This is a genomic window from Streptomyces sp. CT34, assembly GCF_000805335.1.
In the GTDB taxonomy this organism is placed as follows: domain Bacteria; phylum Actinomycetota; class Actinomycetes; order Streptomycetales; family Streptomycetaceae; genus Streptomyces.
The window spans coordinates 7484134-7508243 of sequence record NZ_KN708638.1; the positions used below are offsets into that span (position 1 = coordinate 7484134).

Below are 24110 nucleotides of genomic sequence, written 5' to 3' on the forward strand. Positions count from 1 at the left end.
GATCCCGGCCGGTGCCCGCCAGGTCGTAGCGGTCTACGGCAAGGGGCCCAACTCCCCCGACGCCACCGTGGTGCTGTACGACAGGGACGTCAACGGGTGGGAGCGCAAGGGGAGTTGGCCCGCGCACAACGGGCGCCGCGGCTGGACGGCGGACCATCACGAGGGCGATCAGCGCAGCCCCGTCGGGGTGTTCTCGCTGACCGACGCCGGGGGAGTGCTCGCCGATCCGGGCGCCGGGCTGCCCTATACACACTCGGCGGCGTTCACCCCGCCGTCGTACTGGTCCGAGAACACCCGCCATGACTTCGACTACGTGGTGGCGATCGACTACAACCGGGTCCCGGGGAGGTCCCCCTTGGACCCGACCCGCCCTCTGGGGCGGTCCAGGGGCGGCGGAGTGTGGCTGCACCTGGATCACGGGACCGGGACCTCGGCCTGTGTGACGGTGGCGAAGCCCGCGATGACGGCGCTGCTGCGGGCTCTTGATCCGGCCCGGCACCCCGTTGTGGTGATGGGGGACAGGGGCCACCTGTCGTCCTGAAGGCCGGCGTTCGGGGGTGGCAGGGCCCGCGTACGGGGCGGTCGAGCGATCTGCCGGCGCGGTCGGTCCGCCGCGTTGGAGTGCCGCCATGCACCTTCGGTATGCGTTCCGCCGGTACCCGAACGGGCCTCGGCGTGCCGCACTTGCCAGGGCGTTCGGGCGTGCGCGGGTGGTCTTCAGCGACGCGCTTCGTGCTCGGGGGACGGCCCGCGTCGCCGGGCTGCCGTTCCGCACGTCCGGCGAGTTGTCCGAGCGGCCGGGACCGCCGTGCGGCCCCGGCCGTCGGGCGGGTTGGGGCGCAAGAAGGCCAATCGGACTCCTGGTGTGCACAGTTGGGCTTTCCGCCGCGAGGTGTGTGCGGTCCGCGACCGGACGGGAACGCTCCGCCGCGCCGCCCCACCGGCCCCCGCCACCGCCTTTCGCAAGACACTGAAAACCCTTGCTTGAAACCTTGACGTGTCCACGCACGGAACGGCAGTCTCCGAAGCGGAACCCCCCATGGCGGCCTGGCGCGTGGCTGCTCTCGTGGGCGCGGTACGCCGTGCCCCATGACGAAGGAGCCGCAAGATGCAGCAACGTTCCCGTGTGCTGGGCGGGACGCTGGCCGGCCTGCTGGCCGCGGTCGGCCTCGCCACCTTCGCCCCCTGGTCCTCGCAGGCCACCCCACCCGGCGACAAGACCGTCACGGCCACCCTCTTCGAGTGGAAGTACACGGACGTCGCCCGGGCCTGCGCCGACCAACTGGGGCCGGCCGGCTACGGCTACGTCGAGGTCTCGCCCGCCTCCGAGCACATCCAGGGCGACCAGTGGTGGACGTCGTACCAGCCCGTCAGCTACAAGATCGCCGGCCGGCTGGGCGACCGCGGCGCCTTCGCCTCCATGGTCAGCGCCTGCCACAGTGCGGGCGTCAAGGTCCTCGCCGACGCCGTCATCAACCACATGTCGGCGGGGTCCGGTACGGGCACCGGAGGCACCCACTACACCAAGTACAACTACCCCGGCTACTACCAGGACCAGGACTTCCACAGCTGCCGCAAACCCATCTCCGACTACGCCGACCGCAATGACGTCCAGGACTGCGAACTGGTCGGCCTGGCCGATCTCGACACCGGAAGCGACTACGTCCGCACCACCATCGCGAAATACCTCGACGATCTGCGGTCGCTGGGCGTGGACGGATTCCGGGTGGACGCCGCCAAACACATCTCCGCCACCGATCTCGCCGCCATCAAGGGCAAGATGAAGGACCCCGGATACTGGGTGCAGGAGGTCGTCTACGGCGCCGGCGAGGCCGTCCAGCCCGACGAGTACACCGGAATCGGCGATGTCGACGAATTCCGCTACGGCACCCACCTCAAGAGCGCTTTCCAGAGCGGCAACATCGCTCAGCTCAAGTCCGTCGCGGACGGCAAGCTCGGCGGCGACAAGGCCCGTACCTTCGTCGACAACTGGGACACCGAGCGCAACGGCTCCACGCTGACGTACAAGGACGGCGCGGTCCATACCCTCGCCAGTGTCTTCATGCTCGCGTCGCCCTACGGTTCGCCCAACGTCTATTCCGGGTACGCGTGGACCGACAAGGACGCGGGCCCGCCGGCCTCCGGCAGCAGCGGCTGGACCAACGAGCACGCCAAGCAGGAGATCACCGGCATGGTCGGATTCCGCAACGCGGTGGGCTCGGCGGAGCTGACGGACTGGTGGGACAACGGGGGCGGTGCGATCGCCTTCGGCCGGGGCAAGGCGGGATTCGTCGTCATCAACAACGGTGACGGCGAACTGCACCGGACCTTCGCCACCTCGCTGCCGGGCGGCACGTACTGCAATGTCGTGGCCGCGGCGCCCGCCTCGTGCGACGGGCACACGGTCACCGTGGGCGCGGACGGCAAGGCGCAGATCACCGTCCCCGCCAGGAGCGCCGTGGCGCTGCACATCACGCGCTGACCTGCGCCGGGGCCGGTGTAACTCCCCGAGTCCGACGGGGAGTTAGCTCAGGCCGGGCCGGGGCGCGTCGCGCGTTCCAGTGCCAGGAGGGCCGAGTAGTAGCCTCGGCCCTCCGTGGCGTGGTCCATACCGATTTCGCACATCCGGTTCGCGGAGAGGTGCGCGTCGAAACGGCGGGCGGTGACCTCGGCGGCTTCCTTCGCCGTCGCCGACTCGGTCAGTTCCCGGTGCAGCATGCCGCGGTCGCCGGCGAACGCGCAGCAGCCCGCGTCGTCCGGCACCACCACCTCGCGCGCGCACGCCTCGGCGACCTGCCGGAGCCGGTCCTCGTCGCCCAGGTGCCGCATGGAGCAGGTGGGGTGGAGGACCGCGGAGCCGAGGGCGCGGTGGATGTCGAGACGGGGGAGGAGTTCGTCGGCGGCCCAGACGAGCGAGTCGATCACCGTCAGCTCGGCGTGCAGGGCGCGGTGGAACGGCGTCAGGTACGGCACGACCTCGCGGGCGATGCCGAGGGTGCAGGAGGAGGCGTCGACGATCAGCGGCAGTTCCCCACCGGCCGTCCACCCCCAGGCCGCCTCGACGATGCGCTGTGCCATGACGCGGTTGCCGCGCTGGTAGCCCTTGGAGTGCCAGATCGTGGCGCAGCAGGTGCCGGTGACGTCCGGGGGGATCCACACCGGGCGGCCGGCCCGCCGGGACACCGCCACCACCGCCTCGGGCAGCGAAGGCCCACGGTAGCCGGCCGGCTCGCCGAAGATCCGGTTCACACATGCCGGGTAGTACACGGCCGCCGCGCCCGCCCGCTGTGTGCCGGGCAGCTTGCGGGCCGCGGCCCCCGGGATCTGCGGCAACCACTCGGGTACCAGATCGGGGCGAACGGCCTTGCGGGCGGCCCCGGTCACCGACGTCAGCAGCCGGTCGCCGATCCGGTCCGCGGCGGCCACCGCCAGCCGCGCGGCCCGCTCCACGGCCGCGAACCGCCGCGCGGTCCGCTCGGCCAGCCACTCCTCGCGCGGCGAGTGCCGCAGATGCCGGAAGTCCCTCATCAGCGCACCGGTGTCGATGCCCACCGGGCAGGCCAGTTCGCAGGTGGAGTCGCCGGCGCAGGTGTCCACCGCGGCGTAGCCGTACGCGTCGAGCAGCGCCTCGCCGACGGCGGAGCCGGGCGGCTGGCGCAGCATCTCGCGGCGCAGCACGATGCGTTGGCGGGGTGTGGTGGTCAGGTCCTTGCTGGGGCAGGTCGGCTCGCAGAAGCCGCACTCGATGCACGGGTCGGCGATGGCCTCGACCTGCGGGATGGTCTTCAGCCCGCGCAGGTGCGCCCGCGGATCGCGGTCCAGGAGGATGCGCGGGGCCAGGATGCCGTGCGGGTCCACGGTCTGCTTGATCCGCCACATCAACTCCGTTGCCCGCGGCCCCCATTCGAGCTCCAGGAATGGCGCGATGTTGCGGCCGGTGGCGTGCTCGGCCTTGAGCGAGCCGTCGAAGCGGCCGACGGTCAGCCGGCAGAAGTCGTCCATGAAGGCGGCGTAGCGGGCCACGTCGTCCGGGTCGGCAGCGTCGAAGGCGAGCAGGAAGTGCAGGTTGCCGTGGGCGGCGTGGCCGGCGACCGCCGCGTCGAAGCCGTGCCGGGCCTGGAGCTCCAGGAGCGCCGTGCAGGCGTCGGCGAGCCGGTCCGGCGGCACCGCGAAGTCCTCCGTGATCAGTGTGGTACCGGACGGCCGGGATCCGCCGACCGCAGTGACGAACGCCCGGCGGGCCTTCCAGTAGCCGCCGATGGCCGCCGGGTCCCGGGTGAAGGTGTTGGTGACGGAGGCGACCGGCGCGACCAGCTCCAGCCCGTCCAGCAGCCGTGCCGCGGTCCTCTCGTACGCCTGCTGTGCGGCCTCGTCCGGCGCCCGGAACTCGACCAGCAGCGCGGTGGTCTCCTTCGGCAGCTCCGCCCAGTCGGCGGGCACCCCGGCCACGCTCACCGAGGCGCGCAGGGTGTTGCCGTCCATCAGCTCCACGGCCCGCGCGCCCGCCTCGTTGAAGCGCGGTACGGCGGCGGCAGCGCAGGCGAGGGTGGGGAAGAAGAGGAGCACGGTGGTGGTGTGCCGGTCCAGCGGCAGGGTGTCGAAGACCGTCTCGGCGATGAAGCCGAGCGTGCCCTCGGAGCCGACCATCAGCCCGCGCAGGATCTCTACCGGCGTGCCGCCGTCGAGGAAGGCGTCCAGCCGGTAGCCGTTGGTGTTCTTGATCCGGTACTTGGCGCGGATCCGCGCCACCAGCCCGGGGTCCGCCTCGATCTCCGCCTTGAGCGCCAGCAGCCCCGCGCAGAGCGCCGGTTCGGCGCGTGCCAGCTCGGTGTCCGCGTCCGGGCCGGCGGTGTCGACGACGGTGCCGGACGGCAGGACGAGGGTGAGCGAGGCGAGCGTCCGGTAGGAGTTGCGGGTGGTGCCGGCGGTCATCCCGGAGGCGTTGTTGGCGACCACCCCGCCGAGGGTGCAGGCGATCGCGCTGGCCGGGTCGGGACCGAGCAGCCGGCCGTGGCGGGCGAGCGCGGCGTTGGCCCGCAGCACCGTCGTGCCGGGCCGGATGCGGGCGCGGGCGCCGTCGTCGAGGACCTCGATCCCGGCCCAGTGGCGGCGTACGTCGACGAGGATGTCCTCGCCCTGCGCCTGGCCGTTGAGGGACGTTCCGGCGGCCCGGAAGACGACGTTGCGGCCCTTGCCGTGGGCGTAGGAGAACACCGCGGAGATGTCGTCGACGTCCTCGGCGAGCACCACGACCTGCGGGACGAAGCGGTACGGGCTGGCGTCGGAGGCGTAGCGGACCAGGTCGGAGACCTCGTGCAGCACCTTGTCCGGGCCGAGCAGCGCGACGAGGTCGGCGCGCAGCGGCTCGGGGGTGCCCGCGGCCAGCCGGTCGGGCACCCGGTCGGGCGCCGGCCCGGTGGTGGCCGTGGGGCGCAGGGCGTGGGGGCGGGGCTCCAGCAGGGGCACGGTCACTCCTCCGGTGAGGCGGCGCTGCCGTGGTGCTCGGGTCAGTGATGCCCACCCGGCCCGTCGACCAGAGCCGACAGCAGGTCGCCGAACACCTCGCGCTGCTCGGCGGTCAGTGGGGCCAGGATCTCCTCCGCCGCGGCCCGCCGGGCACTGCGCAACGCGCGGAGCGCCCTGCGCCCGGTGTCGGTGAGCTCGATCCGCACCACCCGCCGGTTGGCCGGATCCGGGACCCGGCGCACCGAACCGTTCGCCTCCAGCGCGTCCACCAGCGTCGTCACCGCGCGCGGTACCACCTCCAGGCGTTCGGCGAGGTCGGCCATCCGCGGCGGGGTGCCGTGGTAGTGGTCCACGATCCGCAGCAGCCGGGACTGGGCCGGGGTGAAGGCGATGTCCAGCTGCTCCAGATGGCGCTTCTGGGCGCGGTGCATCCGGCGGGTCAGCCGGACCAGCTGTTCGGCGAGGTTCCCGCTGCCGGCGAACGGTGCGGGGGAAGGCGAGGGCATGACCCGAGAATAGCAGGACCTGATTCATTGTGAGTATAGGTAACAATGAGCTAGGCTCCGCGTTGTCCCTTTCCGGTACGCATCCTCGAAGGAGCCCATGCGCCACGACGAACCCCAATGGACCGCACCGCCCAAGGACCCGGACGCCCCGGTCCCCCTGCGGCGGATCCTCGCCCTCTTCCGCCCCTACCGCGCCCGGCTCGCCCTCGTCGGCCTGCTGGTCGCCGCCTCGTCCCTGGTCTCGGTGGCGTCCCCGTTCCTCCTCAGGGAGATCCTGGACGTCGCCATCCCCGGGCGGCGCACCGGACTGCTGTCCCTGCTCGCCCTCGGTATGATCGCCACCGCCGTGACCACCAGCGTCTTCGGCGTGCTGCAGACCCTGATATCCACCACCGTCGGCCAGCGCGTGATGCACGATCTGCGCACCGCCGTCTACGCCAAGCTCCAGCGGATGCCGCTGGCCTTCTTCACCCGCACCCGCACCGGCGAGGTCCAGTCCCGGATCGCCAACGACATCGGCGGCATGCAGGCCACCGTCACCTCCACCGCGACGTCCCTGGTCTCCAACCTGACCTCCGTCGTCGCCACCGTCGTCGCCATGGTCGCCCTCGACTGGCGGCTGACCGTCGTCTCGCTCCTCCTGCTCCCGGTCTTCGTCTGGATCAGCCGCCGGGTCGGCAACGAACGCAAGAAGATCACCACCCAGCGGCAGAAGCAGCTGGCGTCGATGTCCGCGATGGTCACCGAATCCCTCTCCGTCAGCGGCATCCTGCTCGGCCGCACCATGGGCCGCGCCGACTCGCTCACCAGGAACTTCGCCGAGGAATCCGAGCGCCTGGTCGGCCTGGAGGTCCGCGCCAACATGGCCGGCCGCTGGCGGATGGCCACCATCGGCATCGTCATGGCCGCCATGCCCGCGCTCATCTACTGGGCGGCCGGGATCGTCCTCCAGCTCGGCGGCCCGGTCTTCTCCATCGGCACCCTGGTCGCCTTCGTGGCCCTCCAGCAGGGCCTGCTGCGCCCCACCGTCTCGCTGCTGTCCACCGGCGTCGACATGCAGACCTCGCTGGCACTCTTCCAGCGCATCTTCGAGTACCTGGACCTGCCGGTCGCCATCACCGAGCCCGCCGACCCCGTACAGCTGCCCGCCCCGCGCGGTGAAATCCGCTTCGAGAACGTGCGGTTCGGCTACGACCCCGAAGCCGCGCCCACCCTGGACGGCATCGACCTGACGATCCCGGCGGGCGGCAGCCTCGCCGTCGTCGGCCCCACCGGCAGCGGCAAGAGCACCCTGAGCTACCTCGTCCCCCGCCTCTACGACGTGACCGGGGGCCGGGTCACCCTCGACGGCACCGACGTCCGCGACCTCGGCTTCGCCACCCTCGCCCGCTCGGTCGGCGTGGTCGCCCAGGAGACCTACCTCTTCCACGCCTCGGTCGCCGACAACCTCCGGTTCGCCAAGCCCGACGCCACCGATGAGGAGATCGAACGCGCCGCCCGGGCCGCCCAGATCCACGACCACATCGCGGCCCTCCCGGACGGCTACGACACCCTCGTCGGCGAGCGCGGCTACCGCTTCTCCGGCGGTGAGAAGCAGCGCATCGCACTCGCCCGCACCATCCTGCGCGACCCGCCGGTCCTCGTCCTGGACGAGGCGACCAGCGCCCTGGACACCCGCACCGAACACGCCGTCCAGCAGGCCATCGACGCCCTCTCCGAGGGCCGCACCACGGTCACCATCGCGCACCGCCTCTCCACCATCCGCGACGCCGACCAGATCGTCGTCCTGGACGCCGGCCGGATCGCCGAACGCGGCACCCACGACGAGCTGCTGGCCGCCAACGGGCGTTATGCGGCGCTGCTGCGGCGCGATGCGCACCACGTGCCGGCGGACGGCGACGGGGCGGCGGACGACGGGCACGCCGCGGGCATGCTGGTGTGACCGGCGGGACGCCGGGCCGGCGGTGCGCACCCCGACCCGGCGCCGCCGCGCCCGGCGATCAGAGCGCCGTGAGATCGACCGCCGCCGCCATCGCCCGGTACCCCGCGTCGTTCGGGTGCTTGCGGTCCCCGCCGTCGTAACCGGGCGCCAGCGCCGCCGCGTCCGCCGGATCGGCCAGCACCGCCGCGAAGTCCGCCACCGCATCGAACGCGCCCGAGGTGCGGATCCACGCGTTGACCTCCCGGCGCTTCGCCTCGGCGGTCGGGGTGTGGTACTCCGACCCCTTGAACGGTGTGATGGTCGCCCCGGTGACCCGCACTCCGGCCGCCCGCGCCCGGTCGATCAACTCCTGGTACCCGGCGATGAGTTGACCGGCCGAGAGGTCCGGAGCGGGCTGGTACGTCGGCAGGTCGACCTCGCTGAACCCGATGTCGTTGAGGCCCACCAGCACGACGACGGACCGCACGCCCGGCTGCTCCAGCACATCCCGCCCGAACCGCTCCCCGGCCCGGTCGCCGTACCACGCCGAGTCGTGCAGCAGCAGATTCCCGCCGATGCCGTGGTTGAGCACCGGGCGCGGGGTGCCCACGGCGGCCAGCCGCTCGGCCAGCGCGTCCGGGTAGCGCGCATTGCCGTCGACCGTCGACCCGAAGCCGTCGGTGATCGAGTCGCCGAACGCCACGACGGTGTCCCGCCGCGCCGCCCCGCCGCCGGCCAGTTCCACGGCGGCGAGGTAGTACCACGACACCGTCGTCTCACCGAAGACCGCCGGATCCACCTCCCCCAACTGCTCGCCCGCCGCCCGGTAGGAGGTGGCGAACGCCTGCGCGTGGAAGGTCGCCGGGCCGGTCGGCCGGGCGAAATACAGGGACACGGTCAGCGCGTCGAAGGCCGCCACTCGCAGCTCCACCGCATCGCTGTGCACCTCGCCGCCCGCCGGGATCCGTACCGAATCCGCCCCGCCGAAGGTGAGCCGGCGGCCGGTACCGCCGTGCACCGCCGGCCCCCGGTCCGTCCGCGCGAGCCACCCGCCGGACACCTCCAGCGGCGCGGTCCCGTAGCGGTTGGAGAGCTTGATCCGGGCCGAGGTCCCCGCCCCGGTGACCCGTACGACCTGCCGTACGGTCTGGTCCGCGAACCCCTCCTCGGCCCAGTTCTTGTCGAACCCCGCACTGGGACGCTGCATGGACGCGGACCAACCGGCCTGCCAATCAAGGGAGTTGACGCTGCTCATGGTGTGCTGCCTGCCTCTCGGTCGGTCGCCCGGTGGCGATGACCAGGAGTCTGGCGGCCGGCGCGGGGGCGGCCCAGACACCTCCGTGTGGTACGCAGCGGATGCCTACCAACGCGAGGGTCACCCTCCGCGCCGCAGCCGTCAGTCCGCCGCCAGCAGGACCACCTCCAGCGTCCGCGGACCGTGCACCCCCTCCACCCGGTCCAGTTCGATGTCGCTGGTCGCCGACGGCCCGGAGATCCAGGTCAGCGGGCGGTCCGGGGCCAGCCGCGGCAGCGCCTCGGGGACCGAGCCGACGACCTGGCCGGGGACGCGCACGACGCAGATGTGATGGTCGGGGACCAGGGTGATCCGGCGCCGCCCCTGGTCGGGCCCGGCGTCCAGCACGATGGTTCCGGTCTCCGCGATCGCCAGCGCACACCCCGTCACCACACTGTCCACGGCGTCCAGTTCACGCGCCGTGGCCGACGGCAGATCGGGCACCCGCGTCACCTCGGCCGCGGCCAGCCACCCCGGCTCCAGCCCCGGCGGCACCACCACCGACCGCGCCCCGCGCTCCGCCAGCAGCCGGCCGATCAGTGCCGGCAGCCCATCCGGGCCGCTGCGGTGCACGATCGCACGGTATTCCGCGAGATTCCCGGCGAGCAGCTCGACGGTCTGCCCGGCCGTACGCGAGCCGTGCACCCGCAGGTAGTCGCGGGCAACCGGCGGATCGCTCGGCCCCTCACCGCGCGGCACATCGGCCAGCGCCCGGCGGATCCGCGCCAACACCACGTCCCTGCCGCTCACTTGGCGCCTCCCCGCTGCTCTCCGGACGCGCCGTGGTCTCCCGACGCCTTGTCAGGGCGCCGCTCGCCACGAGTGCGCCGCCACCAGTCGCGGAACGACTCGGCCGGCACCGCCGGCAGCTCACGGCTGTCGGACCAGGCCCGCCCCGGCCCCGGCAGCCGCCGCGGATGCAGCCGCCGGGTACGCGAGGCCAGCCGCATCCCGCCGCGCAGCGCGCCGGGATGGTCGAACGCCCAGGCCGCGGCCCGCATCGCGGCCCGCTCCGCGGCATGGCCCCTGGCCGGCTTGAGGACGGTGCGGGTGCCGCGCCGGGTGACCGGTCCGCCCTCCACCACCCGCTCCCGCAGATGCACCAGGACCTCGGGGATGTCGATGGCGACCGGACACACCTCGTAACACGCCCCGCACAGCGACGAGGCGTACGGCAGCGACGCCTCCAACGAGCCCTCGGTACCGCGCAGTTGGGGGGTGAGGATGGCCCCGATCGGGCCCGGATACGGGGAACCGTACGCATGCCCGCCGGCCCGCTCGTACACCGGGCAGACGTTCAGGCAGGCCGAGCAGCGGATGCAGCGCAGCGCCTGCCGCCCCACGGTGTCGGCGAGGGTGTCGGTCCGCCCGTTGTCGAGCAGCACGAGATGGAAGGTCCGGGGCCCGTCGCCGTCCGTGGTCCCCGTCCACGTCGTGGTGTACGGGTTCATCCGCTCGGCCGTCGAGGAGCGGGGCAGCAGCTGGAGGAAGATCTCCAGATCCTGCCAGGTCGGCACGGTCTTCTCGATGCCGACGACGGAGATCAGCGTCTCCGGCAGCGTCAGGCACATCCGGCCGTTGCCCTCGGACTCGACGACCACCAGCGTGCCGGACTCGGCGACCATGAAGTTGGCACCGGAGATCCCCACCTTCGCGGTCAGGAACTTCTCCCGCAGGTGCAGCCGGGCCGCCTCGGCCAGCTCGGCGGGGGAGTCGGACAGCCCCTCCGGCGCCGGACGTCCCCAACTCCCCATCTCCCGGCGGAAGATGTCCCGGATCTCGGAGCGGTTGCGATGGATCGCCGGAACCAGGATGTGCGACGGCAGATCGTCCCCGAGCTGCACGATCAGCTCGGCCAGATCCGTCTCGTACGCCCGGATACCGGCCTCGGCCAGCGCCTCGTTCAGCCCGATCTCCTGTGTGGCCATCGACTTGACCTTGACGACCTCGCGCTCACCGGTCTCCCGCACCAGCCGCGTCACGATCCGGTTGGCCTCCTCGGCGTCCGTCGCCCAGTGCACCCGGCCACCCGCGGCGGTCACCGACTCCTCCAACAGCTCCAGGTAGTGGTCGAGATGACGGAGCGTCCGGTCCTTCACCGCGGCGCCCGCGGCCCGCAGCTGCGCCCAGTCGTCCAGCTCGGCGACGGCCCTGGCCCGCTTGTCGCGGATGGTGTGGGTGGCATGGGTGAGATTGGCCCGTAGCCGGCCGTCGCGGGTGGAGACCGCGGCGGCCCGGGGGAACGCCGGCATCCCGAGATAGCTGCCGCTCATCGCACGCCCCCCTCCGCGCCGCCGGCCGCATCCGCGACGGCACCGCCCGGCGCATCGTCCTCCGTACCGTCCTTCGTACCGGCCAGGATCTCCGCGATGTGCACCGGACGCACCCGCGAGCCCTGCCGCGCCAGCGTGCCCCCGATGTGCAGCAGACAGGAGTTGTCGACCGTGCAGACCGCCGAGGCACCGGTCCGGGCCACCGCCCGGACCTTGTCGGCCCCCATCGCCGCCGACACCGCCGGATTCTTCACCGCGAAGGTGCCGCCGAACCCGCAGCACTCCTCGGCACCCGGCAACTCCCGCAGCTCCAGCCCCCTGACGTGCTCCAGCAGCCGCCGCGGCCGGTCGCCCAGCCCCAGCATGCGCAGACCGTGACAGGTGGGGTGATAGGTGACGGTGTGCGGGTAGTACGCGCCCACATCCGTCACCTTCAGGACGTCCACCAGGAATTCGGTGAGCTCGTACGTCTTGGGCACGGCCCGCGCCGCCGCGTCGGCCAGCTCCCGGCCGTGCCCCTCGGCCGCCGCCTTCGCCCCGATCCGCGGATAGTTGTCGCGCACCATCGCGGCACAGGAACCGGACGGCGTGACCACGTACTCGTAGTCCCGGAACGCCCGGTCGAAGCGGCGCACCAGCGGCTCGGTGGCATGCCGGTAGCCGGTGTTGAACTGGGGCTGCCCGCAGCAGCTCTGCGCGTCGGGAAAGTCCACCTCGACGCCCAGCCGCTCCAGCAGCGTCACCACCGCCCGCCCGGTTCGCGGATAGAGCGTGTCATTGATGCAGGTGACGAACAGTGCTACCCGCACGTTGCGATCTCCTTGCCGTCAGTGTGCCGTTTTCTTGCGGCGGTGTTTCGGCCGCCTTGCCCTCCGCCGAATCCCCTGGCGGTCGCCCGCCTCACCGGTACATGATCACGTGTCGGATCATCCTGCCCCAGCGGCAGGCCCAGGAGAAGAACCGGAGCGGAGGACCATGTCCCGTGCACAGCCGATAGCCGAGGAGCGGGCGCCCAGCGGCGACCGCTCGCCGTCGCCGTTGCGTCAGCTGGCCGCCGCCTCCATCGGCAACGCCGTCGAGTGGTACGACTGGTACGCCTACTCCTTCCTGGCCGTCTACTTCGCCGACCAGGTCTTCCCCAAGGAGGCCGGCAACTCCCTGGTGCCGCTGCTGTCGACCTTCGCGGTCTTCGCCGTCGGCTTCTTCATGCGGCCGGTCGGCGGACTGGTGATGGGCGCGGTCGCCGACCGACGCGGCCGGCGGGCCGCGCTGACCCTGACGATCCTGCTGATGGGCGGCGCCAGCCTGCTGGTCGCGCTCACCCCCACCTACGCGGCCACCGGCGTGCTCGCCCCGGTCGTACTGGTCATCGCCCGCCTCGTCCAAGGTCTGTCGGTGGGCGGGGAGTTCGCCGCCTCCACCACCTTCCTCGTCGAATCCGCCGGTCCGGGCCGGCGAGGGCTGTTCTCCAGCTTCCAGTACGTCTCCACGACCCTCGGCCAGCTGCTCGCCTCCGGGACCGGGGCGCTGCTCGCCGGACTGCTCACCGAGCGCCAGATGGGGCAGTGGGGCTGGCGGGCCGCCTTCCTCGGCGGCGCCCTGCTGAGCCTGATCGGACTCTGGATCCGGAGCGGCGCCCAGGAGACCCTGTCCGCAGCGCACAGCTCCTCTCCCACTCCGCCGTCCGCCCGCGCGGGCGGGGCCGCGAGCACAGCGGAGACCCCGGCCGCCGTGCCACGGGCCGACCGCCCCGGCCTCTTCGAGGGCCTGCGCCGTTACCCCCGCCAGTCGCTCCTCATCTGCGGCATCACCGCCGGCGGCACCCTCGCGTACTACACCTGGACCACGTACCTCCCCACCTACGCCCAGGTCAACGCCGGCTTCGACAAGGGCGATTCGCTCACCGTCGGCACCCTCTCGCTCGTCTTCTTCGCCCTGCTCCAGCCGCTCGGCGGCATGCTCGCGGACCGCATCGGCCGCAAACCGCTGCTGCTCGCCTTCGCCCTCGGCTTCGCCGTGCTGGCCGTTCCGCTGCTGCACCTGGTCACCGACGCCTTCCTCTCCCTCCTGCTGGTGCAGTGCGCGGGCATGGTCCTGCTCACCGGCTACACCGCGGTCGCCGCCGCGGTGAACGCCGAGGTCTTCCCCGCCCGGGTACGCGCCGCCGGCATCGGCTTCCCGTACTCCCTCACGGTCGCCCTCTTCGGCGGCACCGCCCCGTACGTCGGCACCTGGTTCAAGCAGGCCGGCCACCCGGACCTCTTCCCCTGGTACGTCGCCGTGCTCTGCCTGATCTCCTTCGGCGTCTACCTGACGCTGCCGGAGACCGCGCACCGGGAACTGGAGAAGTAGCCCGCGAACGCAAGCCTTGTCAGACAACCTGTCAGACAAGGCAGCCGGACCAAGCTCTCGGACAAGGAGCCCGTTCGTGCTGGCCCACACCGCACCGTCGGTGGGAAACTGCCCTGCGCGCGGGGTGCGACCCGTGCGGCACGGCGGCAGGCGGCACGCGGACGGCGCGCGGCTGTCTGACCACGGACCCGGGAGACGGATATGGCCGGCAGACAAACCCAGGGACGGCGCCCGGTCGTCGCGCTCTACGAGCGGATGGTCGAGGCGGTCCGCGCGGGCACCTACCCGCCCGGCTCCGCCCTCCCGACCGAGCCCCGGCTCGCCGCCGAACTGGGCGTGAGCCGCCCCGCCCTGCGCGAGGCGCTGATCCTGCTCCAGGAGGACGGCGTGATCACCGTGCGGCGCGGGGTGGGGCGCACGGTCAGCCACCATCTCCCGCCGCGCGGCTTCGAGTTCCTCAAGCCCGTCGAAGAGCTGCTGGGGAAGGGGCGGCAGGCCGTGACCGTGCCGCTGGCCCGTACCGCCGAGGAGCCGACGGACTTCTCCACGCAGCATCTGGTGCTGCCGTCCAACGGCGAGGTGCGCTTCTGGGAGAGCCTGATCGAGGTCGCCGGGATGCCCGCCTGCCTGACCCAGGAATGGGCCGCGGACGAGACGGTGGGGGAGCGGCTGCCGGACGCCGTCGCGGCGTTCGACGGGCCCGAGGGGCGCACGTCGTCCATGCTGCGGCTGCTGCTGGCGGCCGGGCGCGGGCTGCCGCTGACCGGCAGCAGTACCATCGTGGCCACCACACTCGGCCGGCAGCGCGGCCGGCAGCTGGGACGCCCGGCCGACACCCCCGGAGTCCTCGTCACCCAGGTCGTCCGGCTCGACCGCACCCCTCTCCTGGCCGCCAAGCACATGCTGCCCCCAGGGGCGCCCGCCCTCCCGGTGTGGCAGGCGCGGTGAACGGGTCCGGCGGCCCGATGACCCCTTCGGTGACGCGACGGCGGGGACGTGTCATACTCGCGCCCCATGACGTTGTCTGACAAGTTCCCCCGGCAGTCCGCCCACCCTCTGGACGGTGAGCGGATCCGCCGCGCCCCCAAGGTGCTGCTCCACGACCACCTCGACGGCGGTCTCCGTCCGGAGACGATCATCGAGCTGGCCGAGGCCGTCGGCTACCGCGACCTGCCGACCACCGACCCCGCCGCGCTGGCCGTCTGGTTCCGTGACGCCGCGGACTCCGGCTCCCTGGAGCGCTACCTGGAGACCTTCGCGCACACCTGCGCGGTGATGCAGACCGGCGAGGCGCTGTTCCGTATCGCCGCCGAGTGCGCCGAGGACCTGGCCGCCGACGGCGTCGTCTACGCCGAGGTGCGCTACGCCCCCGAGCAGCACCTGGCGGGCGGCCTGACCCTCGACGACGTCGTCGACGCGGTCAACGCGGGCTTCCGCGAGGGCGAACGCCGGGCGGCGGCGGCCGGCCACCGCATCCGCGTCGGCGCCCTGCTGTGCGCCATGCGGCACGCCGACCGCGCCCTGGAGATAGCCGAGCTCGCCGTCGCCCACCGCGACCGCGGTGTGGCCGGCTTCGACATCGCGGGCGGCGAGGTCGGCAACCCCGCGAGCCGGCACGCGGCGGCCTTCGACTACCTGCGCGGCCAGGGCGCCCGGGTGACGGTGCACGCCGGCGAGGCGGTCGGCATGGAGTCGATCCACGAGGCGGTGCTGCGCTGCGGTGCCCACCGCATCGGCCACGGCGTCCGTATCACCGACGACATCGCGATCGGCACCGACGGCCAGGTCACTCTGGGCCGCCTGGCCTCCTACGTGCGCGACATGCGGATCGCCCTGGAGGTCTGCCCGACCTCCAACCTCCAGACCGGCGCCGCCACCAGCTATCCGGAGCACCCGGTCGACCTGCTCCGCCGGCTCGGCTTCCGCGTCTGCCTCAACACCGACAACCGCCTGGTCAGCGGCACCACGATGACCCAGGAGTTCCAGCACCTGCGCGACACCTTCGGCTACGGCGCAGCCGAGCTGGAGGAGTTCACGGTCAACGCGGTGAAGTCCGCCTTCCTGCCCTTCGACGAGCGGACCGCCCTCCTCAACGAGGTCATCCGCCCCGGATACGCCAAGCTCCGCGCCGGGGAACTCAGCCGGGTCCCCATCCCGGACACCTCCGGCACCGCGGCGGCCTGACCGGGACCGCGGCGGCCTGACCGGCGCCGACCGGGATCCGGAGCGGTCCGGGCCGTCCAGGCCGTCCGGGATCGCCGCGCCCCGGATCCCGGCGCCGTCACCGGCGCCGACCGCTCAGGCCCGGCCGCCGGGTACGACGGAGGCGCCCACCGGTACGGGCACCGGCCGTCCCGGATCGCCCGCCGCCACTGCCGTCGGCCCGCCCGCCAGCAGCTCCCTGATGTCCCGGACCGCCGCCCGGCCCGCCCGGTTGGCGCCGATGGTGCTCGCCGACGGCCCGTAGCCGACCAGATGGATCCGCGGATCGCGGACCGCCCGGGTGCCCTCCATACGGATACCGCCCCCGGGCTCCCGCAGTCTCAGCGGAGCCAGGTGATCGATGGCGGCCCGGAACCCCGTCGCGTAGAGGATCACCTCGGCCTCCGCCGTTCGCCCGTCCGCCCACGCCACCCCGGTCGGGGTGACCCGGGAGAAGAGCGGCAGCCGCGTGAGGACGCCGCTCTCCCGGGCCCGCCGGACCGCGTCGGTCATCGGCAGCCCGGTCACACTCACCACGCTCCGCGGCGGCAGCCCCTGCCGGACCCGCTCCTCGACGAGCGCGACCGCGGCCCGCCCCTCCACCTCGCCGAACGGCCCGGCACGGAAGACGGGCGGTCGCCGGGTCACCCAGGTCGTGCCCGCCGCGACCGGCGCGATCTCCATCAGCTGCTGCACGGCCGAGGTGCCGCCCCCGACGACCACCACCCGCGCACCGCGGAACGCCTCGGGCCCCTCGTACTGCGCGCTGTGCAACTGCCGCCCGCGGAAGGTCTCCTGGCCGGGGAACCGCGGCCAGAACGGCCGGTCCCAGGTACCGGTCGCATTGATCACCGCCCGCGGCGCGTAGTCGCCCTGCGAGGTCTCCACCAGCAGCCGGCCACCGACGCCCGCACGCACCGCCGTCACACTCACCGGCCGGTGCACCCGCAGCCCGAAGGCCCGCTCGTACGAGGCGAAGTACCCGCCGATCACCTCGGACGACGGTCGCCGGGGATCGGCACCGGTCAGCTCCATCCCCGGCAGCGCGTGCATGCCGTGGACCTTGTCGTAGGTCAGCGTGGGCCACCGGAACTGCCAGGCGCCGCCGGGCCGCGGGGAGTGGTCGAGCACGACGAAGTCCCGGTCCGGCCGGTAGCCGGCCCGGCGCAGATGAAAGGCGGCGGCCAGTCCCGCCTGCCCGGCGCCGATCACCAGGACCTCGACCTCGCGCACCCAGGTGTAGTTCATGTTTCTACTAACCGAGGGAGGGGCGGATGTCTTCCCCGGCGGCGCCGGGCGGCCGGCGCGCGAGGCCGTACCCGGTGCGGCGAACGACCTCCCGGCCACCACCGGCGCGGTCCGGACTCCTCGGCGCCGGTGGTCAGCGCCCTGCGGCGCGGGTCACCGCCCGCCGGCGATCAGCAGCGGCGCACCGCCGGGCGCGGACGCCGGCCGCCCGTTCGCGGCCGGGACGCCGGCCAGCGGGGACGGCCCGGCGTCCAGCAGCCCGCGGGCGGCGAGCTCCGGCCGTACCCCCTCCCCGAACCAGTACGCCTCCTCCAGGTGCGGGTACCCGGACAGCACGAAGTGCTCGATCCCCAACGCGTGGTACTCCTCGATCCGGTCGGCCACCTCGGCATGGCTGCCGACCAGGGCGGTGCCCGCCCCGCCGCGTACCAGACCGACCCCCGCCCACAGGTTGGGCGAGATCTCCAGCCGGTCGCGCGAGCCGCCGTGCAGTGCCAGCATCCGCTGCTGACCCACCGACTCGCTCTTGCGCAGCGCCTGTTGGGCGGCGGCCACGGTCTCCGGATCGAGATCGTCCAGCAGCCGGCCGGCGGTCGCCCAGGCATCCTTCGACGAGTCCCGCGAGATGGTGTGCAGCCGGATCCCGAACCGCACCGTCCGCCCCTCCCGCTCCGCCAGGCCGCGCACCCAGTCGATCTTCTGCCGGACCTGCTCGGGTGGCTCCCCCCAGGTCAGATACACATCCACGTTCCGGGCCGCCACCGGACCGGCCGCGGCGGACGACCCCCCGAAGAAGATCTCCGGCAGTGGATCCGGCGGCAGCGCCGTCAGCCCGCCCTCGACCTGGTAGTGCTCCCCGCGGAAGTCGAACGGCGCCCCGCCCCACACACCCCGTACGACCCGCAGAAACTCATCCGTACGGGCATACCGCCGATCGTGGTCCAGATGATCCCCGAACCGCTTCTGCTCGGTGGCGTCACCACCCGTCACCACGTTCAGCAGCAGCCGCCCCCGCGAGATCCGCTGGTACGTGGCGGCCATCTGCGCCGCCAGCACCGGCGAGACGACCCCGGGCCGGAACGCGACCAGGAACTTCAGCCGCTCGGTGACCTGGGTCAGCGCCATCGTCGACAGCCAGGCGTCCTCGCACCACGTCCCGGTCGGCGTGAGCACCGCCTCGAACCCCAACTGCTCGGCGGCCTTGGCTATTTGGGCCAGGTACTCGACATCCGGGGCGCGTACCCCGCGCACCGGTGTGATGCGGTCCCGCCGGATGCCTCCGTCGGTGTACGCGTGCCGGTCGACGAGCGTCCGCCCGTCGCCGCCGGTCGGCAGAAACCAATGCAGGTGTACGGACATACCACCGGTCCTTTCCGTAGGTACGCGGTGCCGCGCTCGAAGGCGGCAGGCCACCGTTGAAGCGGGGGCGACGAACTCCCCGAGTCGTAGCCACGCGGAATCAGCTTCAGCGCCGCGAACGTGTCCACGATCTCGCCGCCGACTTCTCCCTCCCGCCCAGCGCGGCGGGCGCGGCCACCGGGAAACTCGGCCCGGTGACTCCGCACGGCCACAACACAGGCCCGCGAACAACTGAACAAAGAACCCGAACAAGAGCAACGGCCCAAGGCCCCAGCGCCGTCAGCCGACCCCGAAAGAAACCCCGGCGGAACCCGAAACGAAAACGGCTGGAACCCCGAAACGCGGAGTCGGGGGCAAGGGCGTCAGAACATCGGAAACGTCAGCAGCAGCCGCGACAACAACACGCGGCGGAGGCCACCCGCAGCAGGTCGACATGACCACGCGTAGTGAGCAGAGCGGACGAAGACATGCCCCCGAACGTAGCGCTGCCCCCGAACGGGGTCAAACCTCATCTCGCCTGCTGGACCTTTATTGCCACAGCATTGACCAGCGTTACGGAAATCCCACCCGCCTCAACCCAACTCCCCGTCCCCCACCGCGAAATGGACCCACGGCCAAATGAATCCATGGCCGGCGAAACTGAACCCCTGAGCCATCCCCCATTCACCACCGCACCCGCGAAGTGACGCCCGGAACCCGGTGGACTTGGGGCAGAACGGCAGACTCAGGTGCTGTGCCGCCCTTTGGGGACCCGCGGCGACCCGGTTCAAGTCCGGGGCGGGCGCCGCTGACGACCCCGAAACAAATGGGGCCTGAGCAAGTGCAGTGCGCGACCTGCTCAGACCGCCACCCATCCCTCCGGCTTTCCAGCAGCCTCTACAAGAAGCCCTTACTTGTGGTCACGCCACTTGGCAGCAGGCCCCCCTTTCGGGTTGGACGGAAGACCGAAGCGTGCCGGCTTCTCTGCTTCTGTACGGTTCCAAGGACGTTCGGCGTCAGAATAGCCCGCCCGTAAGGGACCCGATCTCGCGGGTCGTACACTGACCGGAAGTCACCAGCAAACACGGTTTGATGACCCTGCCCCCTGTGACGAAATAGTGCTTGTCCGGCAGTGGAATATCCGCTCCTCCGCACCGTTGACGGGCTTTGACGATGGGCATAGCGGCACTGCTGTCTCCGACTGCTCCGAGACCATGGGCCGTGTGGCCGGTGATACGCGCGGCCGTGCGTTCGTTGGCGCACGCGTTGTGGAAGGCCGGGGAGCGGGCCCCGATGATGCCGCCTGCCTCGGCGGGGCCGGCTGCGATAACTCCGGCACCGATGGTCGCCGCACTGACCACAAGCGCGGTCATTGAGTTACGAATGGTCATGTCACCTGCAACGACCGGGCTTTCCCAGGGTGCTGAGACACCACTCGTCCGGGCCAGCACTCGAAGTCCGGAATCGTGCCACGTTCAGTGCCCAACTTTCTCCGGCGGTCATGTCGGCGACCACCGCCGGCGGCTGTACGGCGTCGCGCCCTGGAAGCCCATGAAGCCTTTCGGGACTGAACCGCGTTCGGCGCCCCGGGCGGCGGGGCGCCGAAGTCTTCGCCTGCCTGCGATCAGCGGGTGGCCGCCCCAGAGGTGTTGGCTCACCTGCGGGGCCGTGCATATGCGGTTTCGTTGGCCGGCTCTGGGAGGATCGACCCATGGCTGAAATCATGGCTGCAAGCTTCGCGACACGTGAGATCGACGTCAGGACTGGCTCGCGTGAGACGGTCTACGACCTGACCCGAGAGTGTGAGTCCTTCTTGCGGGACGTCGCCCAGGGCCGGGACGGCCTGCTGAATGTCTTCACGCCTCACGCCACCATGGGCGTGGCGCTCCTGGAGACCGGAGCGGGCAGTGACGAGGACCTGTTGGCCGCCCTCCGTGATCTCCTTCCGGCGGATGACCGTTGGCGGCACAAGCACGGGAGTCCCGGTCACGGTCGTGACCACGTCCTTCCTGCGCTTGTGCCACCACATGCCACGCTGCCGGTGATCGGGGGCGAACTCGCCCTTGGGACCTGGCAATCGGTCTGCCTGGTGGACACGAACGTGGACAACCCGAACCGTCGAGTCCGGTTGAGCTTTCTGGGGTGACTTTGAGGTCGTTCGGGGGGCACCCCTTGTCGATCCGTCCGTGGTTTCGAGGAAGTCGAACGTCGTCCTGTGTATGGCACAAGGCAGCGGCCTGTACCTCCCCACCAGCTCGCTGTACTTCACCCGCGTCGTCGGCCTCCCCGTCACGCGGGTCTGCGTCGGCCTCACCGTCGCGGGTCCGGTGGCCCTCGCCGGTGCCGTGCCCATCGGCCACCTCGCCGACCGCCATGGCCCCCGGCGGGTCTTCGCCGGCGTCCTGGCGGTGCAGTGCGCGGCCATGCTGTCCTTCACCGTCGTCCGCTCCTTCCCGCCTTCCTGGCCTGCGCGCTGGTGTTCACGCTCGCCGACCAGGGCGGCAACGCGGCCCGCGGCGCACTGGTCGCCGCGACCGGCGAGGCCGTCGAACGCGTCCGGCTGCGCGCCTACCTCCGCGTCGTGACCGACCTCGGCATGGGCGCGGGCCTGGCCGCCCTAGCCATCCAGGCGGACAGCCCCGCCTGGTACACCGCCCTGATCGCGGTGAACGCGGCCACCTTCCTCGGCGCCGCGGTGCCGTTGCGATGGTTGCCGCCGCACAGCGGCCGCCACCCCGAAACCGGCTGGCGGCGGACCCCACCGTTCTCCCGCTGGCAGGTGCTGCGCGACGCCCGGTACGTGTGCACCACCGCCCGGTGCGGCGTGCTCAACCTCCAGCTCCAGGCGCTCTCCTTCGCCGTCCCCTGTGGGTGGCCGACCACACCTCCGCCCCGAAGGCGATGGCCTGGGTGATCGTCGTGGTCAACGCGGTCATGGTGGTGCTGTTCCAGATGCGCGCGAGCCGGGGAGCGGAGGACGACGGCCGCGCCGCCGCCCTGTGCCGCCGCGCCGGTGTGGCTCTGCTGGCCGCCTGCGCGGTGGTCGCGCTCACCGGCGGCCACGGCCCGGCGCCGACCGTCGGGCTGCTCCTGGTGCTCGCGGTGCTGCTCACCGTCGGCGAACTCCGGACCTCCGCCGGCGGCTTCGGCCTGAGCTTCACCTCCCCCCCCCGAGTCCGCCCACGGTCAGTACCAGGGCTTCTACTCACTGGGCAAGGGCTCGTCCCAGGCGGTGGCTCCCTCCCTGCTCGCCGCCCTCTGTCTGGGCAGCCACCCCACCGCCGGCTGGCTCGCCCTCGGCGGCTTCTTCGCGGTCGCGGGCATGCTGATGCCGATGGTGGTGCGCCGTGTACCAGGCGCGTCCGCCGTCGACCACCCCGACCGTCACGTTCGCTGAGCTTCCCGGCGTGGTGCTGCAAGGATCCTGCAAGTCGGGTGCAAGCAGGCCGCCGGGCCCCCTGGGCAGTAGCCGCGTCGAGAGAAGCAACCGACGACGCAAGCGACACACAGGGGGATGTCATGTCTGCTGTCGGCAGGCACTCGGAGCCGGCGCTCGTGCAGGGCGGGCAGTGGCTCACCAGGAGGGACTGCAAGCGTGTGCTGGTCATCGCGCACACGGTGGTCTACGCACAGCGGCTGAAGCACGCCTTCTCGCTGCTGGCCGCGGACTTCCGGGTCCAGGTGGTGTTCACCGTGGCCCCACATCCGTTCGGGGAGGGGGTCGCGCGGTACCTCCGGCGGGCCGGGATCACCGTCATCGCCTGGGAGGACGCGCTGCGCAACCGCTTCGATCTCGCGCTGGCCGCGGGGTCCTTGGGGATCGAGAAGGTACGGGCTCCGGTGATCCGGCTCTCGCACGGAGCCGGACACAACAAGGTGCTTCGGGAGCCGGCGGACCCGGCGGAGGCGGCTCGGCGCCCACCCGGCATGCTCAGCCGCCGGCACCTGATGCACGACGGCAGGGTGGTCCCGGCGGCGGTGGGACTCTCGCACGAACGGTACCTGGCGGATCTGGCCCGTTCGTGTCCTGAGGCACTGTCCGTCGCCACCGTGGTCGGCGATCCGGGCTACGACCGGATCGTGGCGAACATGCCGCGACGGGAGCACTATCGACGGATGCTGGGGGTGGCCGACGGACAGCAGTTGCTGCTCGTCACGTCGACATGGGGGCCGTCGTCGGCATTCGGCCGGTTCGACGTACTGCTGCCGCAGCTGCTCGGTCGACTGCCGGAGCGGCGATACCGGATCGCCGTCCTCATCCATCCGAACGTGTGGGCAGGGCACGGCTATTGGCAGGTTCATGGATGGCTGGCCGACTGCCGGAAGCACGGGGCGGTGGTACTGCCCCCGGAGACCGACTGGGAAGCGCTGCTGATCTCGGCCGACGCGATCATCGGCGATCACGGATCGCTCACCGCCTACGGCGCGTTGACGGGGGCACCGATCCTGCTCACCCACAGTCCCGAACGCACCGTCGCCGAGAATTCCCCGGCCGCCCTGATCTCCGCGGCGGCACCGGTCCTCTCCCCGTCACGTCCGCTGGAGGAACAGCTGAGGTACGCCGCCGACGCGTACCGAGAGGAACAGTACGCGGCGGTCGCCGCTCTCCTTTCCTCCGTGCCGGGCCAGTTCCACCGCCGGATGCGTGCCCTGATGTACCGCTTGCTGGATCTGGGCGAACCGGCCTTCGCGGCTCCGGTGCCGCCGGTGCCGGCGCCGCCCGCGTTGGACCGCGCAGGCGAGGGGGAGTGGGGGGTGTCGGCGTGAGGCGGACGATGCGGCCGGGGGTCGGAGTGTCGGCGGCGTTGGTGGGGGTACACCGTGCCCGGCGGCCCGAAGGGATCTGTGCGGAACCCCGGTTCCCGGTGTTCCGCGTGGCGTCTGGCCGTTTCCGGGGCATCGGCACCGGCACCGAGCCCGGTGCGGTGGCTCCGTATGAGAGTGGTGGTGCGTGGGGCGTGACGCGGCCGGAGGCGGGGCCGTGCGGTACGGCGCGGGACCGGAGGTTCGGGGCCGGGCCGGTGAGCACGGTGTCGCCGCGCCTGCGACGCACACGAGGTGATGGCGCTGAAGACGGTGTCAGGCAGGGCGCGTTGGCGGTCGGCGACGATGTGCATGTGCGCGTGGACCAGTCGGTACAGCGGGCGGCGGCCTGGCTTGAGTGCGCGGACGTCCTCGCCGCCACGCGGCCGTCGGGATACGGGGCCGGGGCCGCGCGGGCGGAGGTTACCGCGTTGCTCGACAGGTACCCCGGGTGCCTGATCGCCGCCGTGCCGGACGCCGGCGGAGGCTGTCTGATCGGCACGCGCGGCGGCGAGACACTCCTCGCCTCGCCCGCGGCCGGATCCGCGGGACCTGGCGCCTGCTGCCAGGTCCTGGCCTCCTTCCTGCACGCCTGGCTGGTGGCCGGCGGATCCGTGGCGTCCCTACGGACCGTCGTGATGCGGGGGCGTGGCGGCACGGTGTACATCCGGCTGGCAGTGTGCTGACCAAGCGGGAGCCGCCGTGAC

General features: G+C 72.2%; 20 protein-coding genes. 12 read left to right on the forward strand and 8 right to left on the reverse strand.

The annotated features are described in order from the left end of the window. The 3 genes from RZ84_RS32575 to RZ84_RS32580 form a co-directional block, all read left to right on the forward strand. Window positions 1-541 (forward strand): lipoprotein (locus RZ84_RS32575; RefSeq protein WP_043271524.1); only part of this gene is annotated, 541 nt, incomplete at its 5' end. Window positions 542-629: 88 nt separating this feature from the next. After that, window positions 630-974 (forward strand): helix-turn-helix domain-containing protein, encoded by a 345-nt coding sequence (locus RZ84_RS42550; protein ID WP_078894435.1) that lies wholly within the window; start codon window positions 630-632, stop codon window positions 972-974. 134 nt (window positions 975-1108) lie between these two features. Beyond that, window positions 1109-2482, forward strand: a complete 1374-nt coding sequence (locus RZ84_RS32580) for an alpha-amylase (RefSeq protein ID WP_043268051.1) — start codon at window positions 1109-1111, stop codon at window positions 2480-2482. Window positions 2483-2529: 47 nt separating this feature from the next. Here the strand turns inward: RZ84_RS32580 and RZ84_RS32585 are convergent, their stop codons facing one another. Beyond that, window positions 2530-5466: an FAD-binding and (Fe-S)-binding domain-containing protein gene (locus RZ84_RS32585; protein WP_043268052.1), complete on the reverse strand. Its 2937-nt coding sequence runs from the start codon at window positions 5464-5466 to the stop codon at window positions 2530-2532. Window positions 5467-5507: 41 nt separating this feature from the next. Then, complete coding sequence (locus RZ84_RS32590; protein ID WP_043268053.1) at window positions 5508-5972, reverse strand: MarR family winged helix-turn-helix transcriptional regulator; 465 nt, start codon at window positions 5970-5972, stop codon at window positions 5508-5510. A gap of 97 nt (window positions 5973-6069) precedes the next feature. On the opposite strand from RZ84_RS32590, the gene RZ84_RS32595 reads away from it, so the two are divergent. Further along, window positions 6070-7914, forward strand: coding sequence for an ABC transporter ATP-binding protein (locus RZ84_RS32595; RefSeq protein WP_043268054.1), 1845 nt, complete (start codon window positions 6070-6072; stop codon window positions 7912-7914). 58 nt (window positions 7915-7972) lie between these two features. Here the strand turns inward: RZ84_RS32595 and RZ84_RS32600 are convergent, their stop codons facing one another. The 4 genes from RZ84_RS32600 to RZ84_RS32615 all read right to left on the reverse strand — a co-directional run bounded on the left by RZ84_RS32600 (window position 7973) and on the right by RZ84_RS32615 (window position 12269). Beyond that, window positions 7973-9148, reverse strand: a complete 1176-nt coding sequence (locus RZ84_RS32600) for an SGNH/GDSL hydrolase family protein (RefSeq protein WP_043268055.1) — start codon at window positions 9146-9148, stop codon at window positions 7973-7975. 141 nt (window positions 9149-9289) lie between these two features. Continuing rightward, window positions 9290-9937 (reverse strand): LutC/YkgG family protein, encoded by a 648-nt coding sequence (locus RZ84_RS32605; protein WP_043268056.1) that lies wholly within the window; start codon window positions 9935-9937, stop codon window positions 9290-9292. Then, window positions 9934-11460: a lactate utilization protein B gene (locus RZ84_RS32610; RefSeq protein ID WP_043268057.1), complete on the reverse strand. Its 1527-nt coding sequence runs from the start codon at window positions 11458-11460 to the stop codon at window positions 9934-9936. Before RZ84_RS32610 ends, RZ84_RS32605 begins: the two co-directional genes overlap by 4 nt. Beyond that, a complete protein-coding gene (locus RZ84_RS32615) occupies window positions 11457-12269 on the reverse strand; it encodes a (Fe-S)-binding protein (protein WP_043268058.1) in 813 nt (270 codons plus the stop codon). The genes RZ84_RS32610 and RZ84_RS32615 overlap by 4 nt, the downstream gene beginning before the upstream one ends. A 166-nt stretch (window positions 12270-12435) precedes the next feature. Between RZ84_RS32615 and RZ84_RS32620 the strand changes: the two genes are divergently transcribed. The 3 genes from RZ84_RS32620 (at window position 12436) to RZ84_RS32630 (ending at window position 15996) form a co-directional block, all read left to right on the forward strand. After that, window positions 12436-13812, forward strand: coding sequence for an MFS transporter (locus RZ84_RS32620; protein WP_043268059.1), 1377 nt, complete (start codon window positions 12436-12438; stop codon window positions 13810-13812). 201 nt (window positions 13813-14013) lie between these two features. Then, window positions 14014-14760 (forward strand): GntR family transcriptional regulator, encoded by a 747-nt coding sequence (locus RZ84_RS32625; RefSeq protein ID WP_043268060.1) that lies wholly within the window; start codon window positions 14014-14016, stop codon window positions 14758-14760. Window positions 14761-14826: 66 nt separating this feature from the next. Next, complete coding sequence (locus RZ84_RS32630; RefSeq protein WP_043268062.1) at window positions 14827-15996, forward strand: adenosine deaminase; 1170 nt, start codon at window positions 14827-14829, stop codon at window positions 15994-15996. Between the two features lie 114 nt (window positions 15997-16110). Here the strand turns inward: RZ84_RS32630 and RZ84_RS32635 are convergent, their stop codons facing one another. Then, a complete protein-coding gene (locus tag RZ84_RS32635) occupies window positions 16111-17262 on the reverse strand; it encodes an NAD(P)-binding domain-containing protein (RefSeq protein ID WP_043268064.1) in 1152 nt (383 codons plus the stop codon). Window positions 17263-17415: 153 nt separating this feature from the next. Further along, complete coding sequence (locus tag RZ84_RS32640) at window positions 17416-18621, reverse strand: LLM class flavin-dependent oxidoreductase (protein ID WP_043268066.1); 1206 nt, start codon at window positions 18619-18621, stop codon at window positions 17416-17418. A gap of 1702 nt (window positions 18622-20323) precedes the next feature. On the opposite strand from RZ84_RS32640, the gene RZ84_RS32645 reads away from it, so the two are divergent. The 5 genes from RZ84_RS32645 (at window position 20324) to RZ84_RS32660 (ending at window position 24089) form a co-directional block, all read left to right on the forward strand. Beyond that, window positions 20324-20746 (forward strand): YjbQ family protein, encoded by a 423-nt coding sequence (locus RZ84_RS32645; protein ID WP_043271526.1) that lies wholly within the window; start codon window positions 20324-20326, stop codon window positions 20744-20746. Window positions 20747-21013: 267 nt separating this feature from the next. Further along, window positions 21014-21514, forward strand: a complete 501-nt coding sequence (locus RZ84_RS37495; protein WP_052230320.1) for a hypothetical protein — start codon at window positions 21014-21016, stop codon at window positions 21512-21514. 318 nt (window positions 21515-21832) lie between these two features. Continuing rightward, window positions 21833-21997 (forward strand): hypothetical protein, encoded by a 165-nt coding sequence (locus RZ84_RS39380; protein WP_157878973.1) that lies wholly within the window; start codon window positions 21833-21835, stop codon window positions 21995-21997. A 122-nt stretch (window positions 21998-22119) separates the two neighbouring features. Then, window positions 22120-23367, forward strand: a complete 1248-nt coding sequence (locus RZ84_RS32655) for a hypothetical protein (RefSeq protein WP_198540092.1) — start codon at window positions 22120-22122, stop codon at window positions 23365-23367. 350 nt (window positions 23368-23717) lie between these two features. Further along, entirely contained in the window at window positions 23718-24089 is a 372-nt protein-coding gene (locus tag RZ84_RS32660; RefSeq protein ID WP_157878974.1) for a hypothetical protein, read from the forward strand. The last annotated feature ends 21 nt before the right edge of the window (window positions 24090-24110 follow it).